The sequence below is a fragment of the Limnomicrobium aquaticum genome, assembly GCF_040545545.1.
Taxonomy (GTDB): Bacteria; Pseudomonadota; Alphaproteobacteria; order Rhizobiales; family Rhizobiaceae; genus Ensifer_A; species Ensifer_A aquaticum.
In genome coordinates, this window is record NZ_JBEPMB010000021.1 from 1 (window position 1) to 8623 (window position 8623).

At 57.2% G+C, this 8623-nt stretch carries 7 protein-coding genes and 2 pseudogenes; 3 read left to right on the plus strand and 6 right to left on the minus strand.

Going from position 1 to position 8623, the window contains the following annotated elements; genetic code table 11:
• Positions 1 to 95: 95 nt before the first annotated feature.
• A pseudogene (locus ABID16_RS23435) lies at positions 96 to 956 on the plus strand (aldehyde dehydrogenase family protein); the annotation flags it as partial.
• 135 nt (positions 957 to 1091) lie between these two features.
• Here the strand turns inward: ABID16_RS23435 and ABID16_RS23440 are convergent.
• The 5 genes from ABID16_RS23440 to ABID16_RS23460 form a co-directional block, all read right to left on the minus strand.
• Positions 1092 to 1520 carry a YybH family protein gene (locus ABID16_RS23440; protein ID WP_354558800.1) on the minus strand — a complete coding sequence of 143 codons (429 nt, stop codon included), beginning with the start codon at positions 1518 to 1520 and terminating at the stop codon, positions 1092 to 1094.
• A gap of 136 nt (positions 1521 to 1656) precedes the next feature.
• Positions 1657 to 2445: an AttM family quorum-quenching N-acyl homoserine lactonase gene (gene attM / locus ABID16_RS23445; RefSeq protein WP_354558802.1), complete on the minus strand. Its 789-nt coding sequence runs from the start codon at positions 2443 to 2445 to the stop codon at positions 1657 to 1659.
• A complete protein-coding gene (locus tag ABID16_RS23450; RefSeq protein ID WP_354558804.1) occupies positions 2442 to 3986 on the minus strand; it encodes a sugar ABC transporter ATP-binding protein in 1545 nt (514 codons plus the stop codon). Before ABID16_RS23450 ends, attM begins: the two co-directional genes overlap by 4 nt.
• A 7-nt stretch (positions 3987 to 3993) precedes the next feature.
• Positions 3994 to 4944, minus strand: a complete 951-nt coding sequence (locus ABID16_RS23455; RefSeq protein ID WP_354558806.1) for an ABC transporter permease — start codon at positions 4942 to 4944, stop codon at positions 3994 to 3996.
• 242 nt (positions 4945 to 5186) lie between these two features.
• Positions 5187 to 6290 carry a sugar ABC transporter substrate-binding protein gene (locus tag ABID16_RS23460; protein ID WP_354558808.1) on the minus strand — a complete coding sequence of 368 codons (1104 nt, stop codon included), beginning with the start codon at positions 6288 to 6290 and terminating at the stop codon, positions 5187 to 5189.
• Between the two features lie 272 nt (positions 6291 to 6562).
• Here ABID16_RS23460 and ABID16_RS23465 point away from each other — a divergent pair, with 272 nt between their 5' ends.
• Together ABID16_RS23465 and ABID16_RS23470 are read left to right on the plus strand one after the other, a co-directional pair.
• Positions 6563 to 7318 (plus strand): FadR/GntR family transcriptional regulator, encoded by a 756-nt coding sequence (locus ABID16_RS23465; RefSeq protein WP_354558810.1) that lies wholly within the window; start codon positions 6563 to 6565, stop codon positions 7316 to 7318.
• Positions 7319 to 7752: 434 nt separating this feature from the next.
• Positions 7753 to 8009: pseudogene (locus ABID16_RS23470) on the plus strand (IS5/IS1182 family transposase); the annotation flags it as partial.
• Between the two features lie 134 nt (positions 8010 to 8143).
• Here the strand turns inward: ABID16_RS23470 and ABID16_RS23475 are convergent.
• Positions 8144 to 8611, minus strand: a complete 468-nt coding sequence (locus ABID16_RS23475; protein WP_354558811.1) for a RidA family protein — start codon at positions 8609 to 8611, stop codon at positions 8144 to 8146.
• Positions 8612 to 8623: the final 12 nt, after the last annotated feature.

Sequence of the window (8623 nt, forward strand, 5' to 3'; positions counted from 1 at the left end):
CGCTCGGGCTACGCCCTCCCGCGGGTCTCATGCGCGCGCCAAGGTGGCCGACTTTTGCGCCGCCGCCTGGCCGGTTTTTACTCCGCCGTTGACACGTGGTCAATGTCGTCACCAACGCTCCCGAAGACGCGGCCGAGGTGGTCAATGCCCTTATCGATCACTCTGCGGTGCGGCGGATCAATTTCACGGGATCGACCGGTGTCGGCAAGGTCATCGCGCGGCGCGCCGCCGAACATCTGAAGCCGGTTCTGCTGGAGCTGGGCGGCAAGGCGCCGTTCCTGGTGCTGGACGATGCCAATCTGGACGAGGCGGTCGCGGCTGCGGCCTTCGGCGCGTTTTTCAACCAGGGCCAGATCTGCATGTCGACCGAACGGATCATCGTCGTTGAGGCCATTGCCGATTCCTTCGTGGAAAAGTTCCGGGCCAAGGCAGCAAAGCTCATTGCCGGGAATCCGGCCGAGGGGAAATCGCCACTTGGTGCCGTCATCGGTAGGGAAACCGTGGAGAAAGTGCAGGCACTGGTCAGCGATGCCGTTTCCAAGGGCGCCAAGCTTGCGACCGGCGGGTCTGCGGAGGGCGTTTTAATGTCTGCCACCGTCGTCGATGGCGTGACGAAGGACATGCGCCTCTATGGTGAGGAGAGCTTCGGCCCTGTCGTCGCGGTGATGCGCGCCCGCGATGAAGACCATGCCATCGAACTGGCCAATGACAGCGAATACGGTCTCTCCGCTTCGGTCTTTACCGGCGATGCCGCTCGAGGCTTGCGTGTCGCGCGCCGCATCAAGTCAGGCATCTGCCATATCAATGGACCGACCGTCCATGACGAGGCGCAGATGCCGTTCGGCGGCGTCAAGGGTTCCGGCTACGGTCGTTTTGGTGGCCAGGCTGGTATTGCAGAATTTACCGAGTTGCGTTGGATCACCATCGAAACCCTGCCGGGGCATTTTCCCATATGACGACGGCTACCCGTCTTCTCTACAATGCACACCCAACTTGGTGACTTATCCCAGTGGCATATGATCAAGCGACTGGTCACGGACGAGGGGAAACCCGCCTTAATGTCCTTCAAAGAAACCCATCAACTTACTGTGTCATTCGCCCGTTTCCCACTTATTCATCTCCCCCGAATGAGCTTTGCCAGTGCTAAGCTCGGAGAAGTGGTGCAAAGAGATTTGCCATTCGCCGGCGCTATTCACGATGACAAAGGATGAACGAACACGGTTCTTGATAACTGAGCCATCACGATAGTAATTGACGATGTCGCCGAAACCCTGGGCGGCGAAAGCGTCCCCGCTCAATGGTCGCAGGTTCTGGTCAACCAAGGCCAGCGTCACCCGTTTGAGCGTGATCTGGTAGGTTGCGAAGTAGTCTTCTATTTCGGAGCGACCGATGTAAAGCTTAGGCAGGAGACCGAAAAACAGCGCATCATGCGTGTAGATCTGAGACAGTGACTTTATATTCCAGGTCTCGGACGCCTCGTTCCAACGTTGCTGAATACGGTCCAGTGCAGCCTTGTGCATCGCTATTACTTTCAGGCAAGCGCATACTGCCACGCCTGCGGTGCTCTGAGGCGGGTCGCGATCGCGTTTGATGTGAGGGTTGGTTCGGGATCATCGTGCGGACCAAAAATTCATGCCGTCCGCACGATCGTCGGGCTCAGTCGTAATATTCCACCGGAGCCTTCTTGAAGGTATTCCAGGTTTCCATATCGTGACCCGGCACGACAATGGCATTTTCCTTCTCGGCAATACGTCGGAGGCGCCTCACTGAAGCGGCAGCTTCCTGAGCAGAGGTCAGTGCGCCTGGCAGGCATTTTTCGTTCCAGTGATCCATCGTATAGGCCGCATCAATGGCAAGAAGGATTGAACCGCTATTGGGCAACCGCACCATGATGGACTGGTGCCCAGGTGTATGACCGGGCGACAGGAATGTTTGTACACTCCCATCACCAAAGACGTCATACTGATCTTCGTTCTCCATCACGTCCCAGGTTATGCCGTCCTTGGTCAAATCTTTCTGAATATAGCCACCCTTCATGAACCAATCAGGGGCGAAGGCCCATTCGATCTCGCGACGCTGCACAAGATGGCGCGCCTTCGGAAAATTGCCGCAGGCGCCGGAATGATCGAGGTGCAGGTGCGAGTGCAGAACGAACTTGATGTCGTCCGGTTTCATGCCGATCTTGGCAAGTTGCGTCACGCACCCCTCTTCCGGGTTCATGATCGGATAGTATTTCTTCGTCGTGTCTCCCCACCACCCCTCCGGGTCATGCGCCGCCTCGACTGCCGTACCGCCGTCGATGACGATGTTTCCCTTGGGATGAACGATCAGGTACCAGGGAATTGGCGTGAAAAAGTCGGTTTGGCCGTAGCCAAGCTTGATATCGACTTCCTTCTGTCTGATCTGTCCAGTTTGAAACATATAGAGCCTGATATCGGTGCTCATTTGGCTTCCTCCTTCGTTTTAGGTGATATCTTCGCTGCGCGCAGATCTCGCGACTTGCCACTCAAGGTGGCCGCGAGCAAGTCGTCATAGGTCCAGCTTTTTTTCGGGGCCTCCATCACGCAGTGACCATCGTGGATGACCATGATTCTGTCGGCGAGTGCCAGCGTCTCCTGCAGAGACGACGAGATCAGCAGTACCGCGGCGCCGTCGCGGGCCAGTTGCAGGATGATGTCATAGATTTCCTTGATCGCGCCGACATCCACCCCATTGGTCGGTTCGACAAAGATGTAGACGGAAGCCTTTGCGCTCATCCATTTGCCAATGACGAGTTTCTGCTGATTGCCGCCTGAGAAGAAGCGAACCGGAGTGGAGGACACACGCGGGCGAACGGCCAGTTGCCCCATGACATTATCGGCATAGCGCGTCATAGTTCGGGGTCGGATCACCAGAAGCCGCTGGAGCGACTGCAGCACCGGCAGGCATATGTTCTCTGCAGCTGAAAGCGCGGGAAAGAGCGCCTGCTTGCGTCGGTCCTCCGGAATGAGGGCGACGCCTGAGCGGCGCGCCGCCATCGGGTTGCCGAGATTGATCGTCCGGCCTCGCATTTTCGCGGTTCCGGAATGACGGACAATGCCACCGATCGACCTGGCAACCTCTTCCATGCCTCCGCCAACCGGACCCGTGAAGCCCAGAACCTCTCCTGCGTTGACGTTGAAGCTGAGCGGAGCCAAATGAGCCGTTTGGAGATTGTCGACCTCCAGCAGGACTTCCGGCCGCACGCCGCTGCCGTCGTTGTAGGTGGCCAGTTCAGCACGGCTGCGGTCCACCATAAGTGCCGTGACGCGGTCCTCCGTTACCTCTCCGCGGCTGAGCGTTCCGGATACGAGGCCCCCCCGCAGGATCGTTGCCCGATCGCAGATTTCCTGGACCTCTTTCAGGCGGTGAGAAATATAGACGATGGCGATCCCCTGCGCCTTGAATTCTTCGATGATCCGAAAGAGGGCTTCGGATTCCGATGCGGAAAGCCGGGCCGTCGGCTCGTCGAGCACGATGAGTTTGTAGCGCCGGTGAAACAGGGTCGCCAGGGTGACAAGTTGCATCTCTGCGGCAGAAAGCCCGCCGGCAAGCCGCCGGACATCGAGATCGATTCCCATCTGCGACAGGATCTGTGCGGCTTCGTCGTGGATTTTCCGGTCGCTTATGGCGAGTTTCCCCGGCTCGTTGCCAAGCAGGATGTTCTGTCCGATCGTAAAGCTGGAAACCAGTTCAGCGTCCTGATAGACCGCCCCGAGACCCAGGCGATGGGCATCGGGCGGGCTGGAAATCCTGACCGGTGCGCCTTCAAGTAGAATTTGGCCGGCGCTTGGCGTGTAGACACCGGTAAGGATCTTAATGAGCGTCGACTTGCCGGCGCCGTTTTCACCGAGCAGGCCGTGAACTTCGCCGCTGAGAAATGCAAGGCTTACGCCTTTAAGCGCCTTGGTTCCGGCGAACTCTTTCTCGATGTTCCTGAGCTCGACGAGTGGTGTTGCATTCATCATCATGGCCTCAAACGAACTTCAAGTGAACTTCTTCACGGTTGAGAAGCGCATTGGCGCCAACCGCAACGATGAGGACGAGACCCTGGAAGATATGGCGGGCGGCAAAGGGGAAACCGACCATGTTCATGCCGGAATCCACCATATAAAGGAAGAATACACCAACAAGCGTACCGAGCAGATGTGGCTTGCCTTTGCCAAGCACAGTCGCGCCAAGGAACACGGCGGCGAAAGCCTCGAGCAGGTAGCCTTCTCCACCGACCGGTTGGGCCGAGGACGAGATAGCTGTGACGATCACCCCCGCGATCCCGGCCATCAGCGCTGACAGCACGAAGGCCAAAATCACCCAGCGGTAGACATTGATACCGGAGTAGAACGCAGCCATCGGATTGTCGCCAACAGCGGCGATGTAGTGGCCAATGCGCGTCCGGGTCGCAGCAATATAGGCAAGCGCAAAGACAGCGAGTAGAACAAGGACGGGAACGCCTACGATTCCGAGCTTCCCTTGGCCAAGATAGAGGAAGCCGGATTCGTCGTAGCCGACTGGGATCTGATAACCTCCGGTGATGAAAACGTTGATCCCATCGAGAACGAACATCACGCCAAGAGTGACGACAATACCCGACAACCGGCCATACGTGACAAGGATGCCGTTCACGGCGCCGATCAGGCAGGCAGCCACAAGAGCGAGCGCAATCGCCGGCGCAGGACCGACGATCGGGATCAGAAAGGCAACCAGGATCGATGAGGTCGTGACGGTCAGGCCGATCGACAGGTCAAAGCTTCCGGCAACGACCACCCAGGTCAAACCCATCGATACGAGTGCGCTGACAATCATCGAGAAAAGGATATTGTTCAGATTTGAGGCTGTCGCAAAATAGGGCGACGCCAAGGAAAAGCCGATGGCCGCGAGAATGAGAACGATAATCGTTCCCCATTGCCTCAAGATCCGCAGCGCCACGGATTCTTTTCGTGCTGGCGGAACGGCGGCAGCCTTGTTCCTGGTCGCGGCGGTGAGATTTTCTTGTTCTGCGTGCGTCAATTTTTAATTCCAGTCGCTCTCAAGGGAAAAGGAATACGAGCCGCGCGATGCCGCATGCATCCGCTACGAGCATCACATCGTTCCTGACCCTGAACTTAAAGACTATATTCGAAAGTAAGGCATGCGACGGCGAGGTATAGCCGCCGCATGCCGAGCCTGCCCTAGCCACCAAATTGCTTGAGCAGCGCTATCGCCTGCTCGTCCCAACCCTTGAGTTCGGCGAGAGCCTCTGCCGCCTGGTCCGGCGTTTTAGTGATGACCGGAATGCGATAGACAATATTTGGCACGTCCTCGCCGCGCGCAAGCTTTACTGCCAGTTCGCCGGTCCTGCGTCCGATTTCAGGGAACGGCGAATCGCAACTGAAGACAACCGGCACCTGCTTTGCGGCCCAGGCTTCAAGAAACTGGGTCGACAGGTAATGGTTGAACAAGGGAACGTCGTCTCTGCCCATCTGCTTGAGCGCCTGACCGGCACCGAGCGTGAACGGCCACCACCAGGAGATGAAGCCGGCAAGCGAACCCGGTTCGGGATGCGCCTGCAGAAGCGACAGCATATTCTTGCGACCGACTGAAATTTCGTCGGTCGTACCCTGCCCACCATCAATAAACGGCAGCACCTTCATGCGCGGCTCGTACCGTGCCATGAGTTCGAACATGTCGACTTCCATGTCGAATGGCGAGAAATAGCCGCGCTGTTCGGCCGTCTGGGCGAAGGTGCCCTGACGACCGGTATAGTTCTGAACGAAGTATCCAAGGGTCGTCGCCGTTCCCCAGACGTCATCCATGACGGCGGGGGAGTTCTTGACCGGAGTGGTGAAGCCGACCGTCTTAATGCCGCGCTTGTGCGCTTCATCGGCGATATAGGCGGTCTCCGATTCCTGGGAATAGATGCCCATCACGAGGGCATCGATGCCGCGATCGAGAAGTGCTCGTTCGGCGGATTGCTCACTTGCCTTTGTCGGCTCCCCACGCACGGTGACAACCTCGCCACCGGCATCAAGGATGGCCTTGACGATCTGCCAGCAGCCGCGCCGCCACGGCTGATTGAACGGCCCATACGTCAAGGGAACGCCGATGCGGACCTTCTTTCCGGGCGCAGGGGGCGTGATTTCTTCAGCGCTCGCAAGCATCGAACTGCTCAACAGCGCAGCGCCTCCCAATGCGCCCCCGAGCCCCTTCAGTAGGGTTCTGCGACTGAATTCTGTAAATTCGGTGGCCTCCTGCGCCAGCATGCGCAATCGTTTGGTGTCGTCCAGAAAACTCATAACTTCCTCCCATCCTTCAAGTGAATTGCGTCCGGAATCGACCCTCCAAGAGCCGCCAGCGTCGTTGGTATCGGTGCTTGCGCGCGTTGACATGAGCTCACGTCAATCGCTTCCGACGACAACTCCTCCAGTGGACAATCAACCATGTAAACTGGTTGCCTGACAAGTGAAATCTGCTATGATTGCAAAAAATATCGCATTGACCTTCGTGAGCCCATGGTAACTGACTTCGCTGATCGGGCGGTACGGCGGCAGCATCTTCGGAGGAACGTATGATTCATGATGACAAGGTCGCGAGGGGGCCGTCGCTTGCAGATTCAGTGGCAGCGAAAATCCGAGGTGAGATTACGTCTGGGGCCTATTCGCGGGGCGACAAGCTTCCAACAGAACGGGATCTTTCACAGAAGTACGGGGTGAGCCGACCAATCGTCAGGGAAGCAATCGGAACCTTGAAGCGCGACGGTCTCATTACAACGCGCCAAGGGCTTGGTGCATTCGTAGTCGAGACGAAAGAAATGGCATTCCGGCTTGCAAGCGTCGATCTCAGCGATGCACTCGACATCCAAAACGTGATCGAACTTCTAATGGCCGTGGAATCGGCTGCTACAGCTTTGGCCGCAGAGCGCCGCTCTCCACAACAGCTTTCGGCAATCGAGAAGCAGTTGCATTCTATACAACGCGCGTTTGATAGGAATGAAGCTGGTATCGAGGAAGACATGGCCTTTCACAGAGAAATCGTCGATGCCAGCGGCAATCCCCACTTCCGTGAGATGTCCGATTTTCTTGAAACCCATGTGCGCAGATTTATACGCAGAGCGCGAGCAAGTTCACTTCGCAACGCTTTGCTCTCCCAGGTTCAGGACGAGCATGTCGCAATCTTCAAAGCAATCGCAAATGGCTCTCCACAGGAGGCGAGGAGTGCTGCGGAGGCACATCTGAGGGGTGCCGCTGATCGGCTTTCACTTCATATTGTGAGGAATGCCAATGTTGGGGACGGGCAGGATGACATGCCGCAGGACAATTGTTGAAGACGAGGGGAGGGCTTGGCAGCAGGTGGTTGACCGTAAGAAGCCACGGCATGGATTTTCGGTTTGGTTCTCACTTAAGAACGCCCGAACCAAGCACCCCAGCCGACTTCGACATAGTCCCAAATAAGCAACGATACCGCATCGAGAACATGCTCGGCAGGAATGAGGACTGGACGTGAGCGCATCGGGAGTTACGACCGATGCGCTCCTGCTTTCCTATACGCAATCCTCGCCGCAACTTGCTGCCATCGCCTGGATTCGCAATCGAGCCAAACTTCAGACAAACCGAGCCAGCTTTATATGCCGGTATCTGCGCCAGGGACTGGCGCATTTCCCATCGGCCGCCTCCATCTGCGTGTCAATCGGCATGCAAAGTTGACCCCTTTAGCGGGGTAATCGGCATCCAATTTTTTTGCATGCCGAAACACAAACGATGCTGCCAGCGAGACGACCACATAGCATCCATGCAGGCAGATGGTCGGCGTAAATGGCATGTCAGGTATCCACCGGCTATGGCAAACGAGCTTTGGTTGAAACCGCGAGGGGTCGATACAAGGGCGTCATCGGTAAGCGGCTACGTGCTCGTTCAATCCGTGCGCAGCAGACTGAAGTTGCGATTGGCGTCTCCATCCTGAACCGAATGCCTGCCTGCGGACGCCCGAAATCCGCTCAACGCCAAGCCTCGACGTGAGCAGCTAAATAGGCGGCCTATCAAAGAGCGACTTCCGCACATTTGCTGATCCCCGCACCAACGCCACGTCGACCTCCTTGGGGGCCTCTTGTCCGTGAAGCGTAGGAAATTCTACCTTTGTCGATATGGGTTTTCTAGACTTTTACGGCAATGATCGCTTCGATTTCTACGACCACACCAAACGGAAGAGAACCCATCCCGACGGCGGAGCGAGCATGATACCCGGTGTCGCCAAGCACGTCGATCAGCAGATCCGAGCAGCCGTTCACGACCTTGGCATGATCCAGAAAATCGGGTTCGGCGTTGACCATGCCCGTCACTTTGGCAACGGCATCGATGCGGGAAAGATCGCCGAGCATGGACTTTGCAACGGAAAGGAGTTGCAGGCCCACATTGCGTGCGGCCGCGTATCCTTCGTCAACCGACGTATCTTTACCCAGACGACCGAGAACAAACGAGCCGTCCTGATTGCGAGGGATTTGCCCCGAAAGGTAAAGGGTGTTTCCGACAAGCCTTGCCGGTCGGTATTGCGCCAAAGGCATGGGGGCTGGCGGTAATACCAGCCCGAGAGATAGCAGCTTCTGTTCCGGTGTTGTTGTCATGCGCTTATGCCT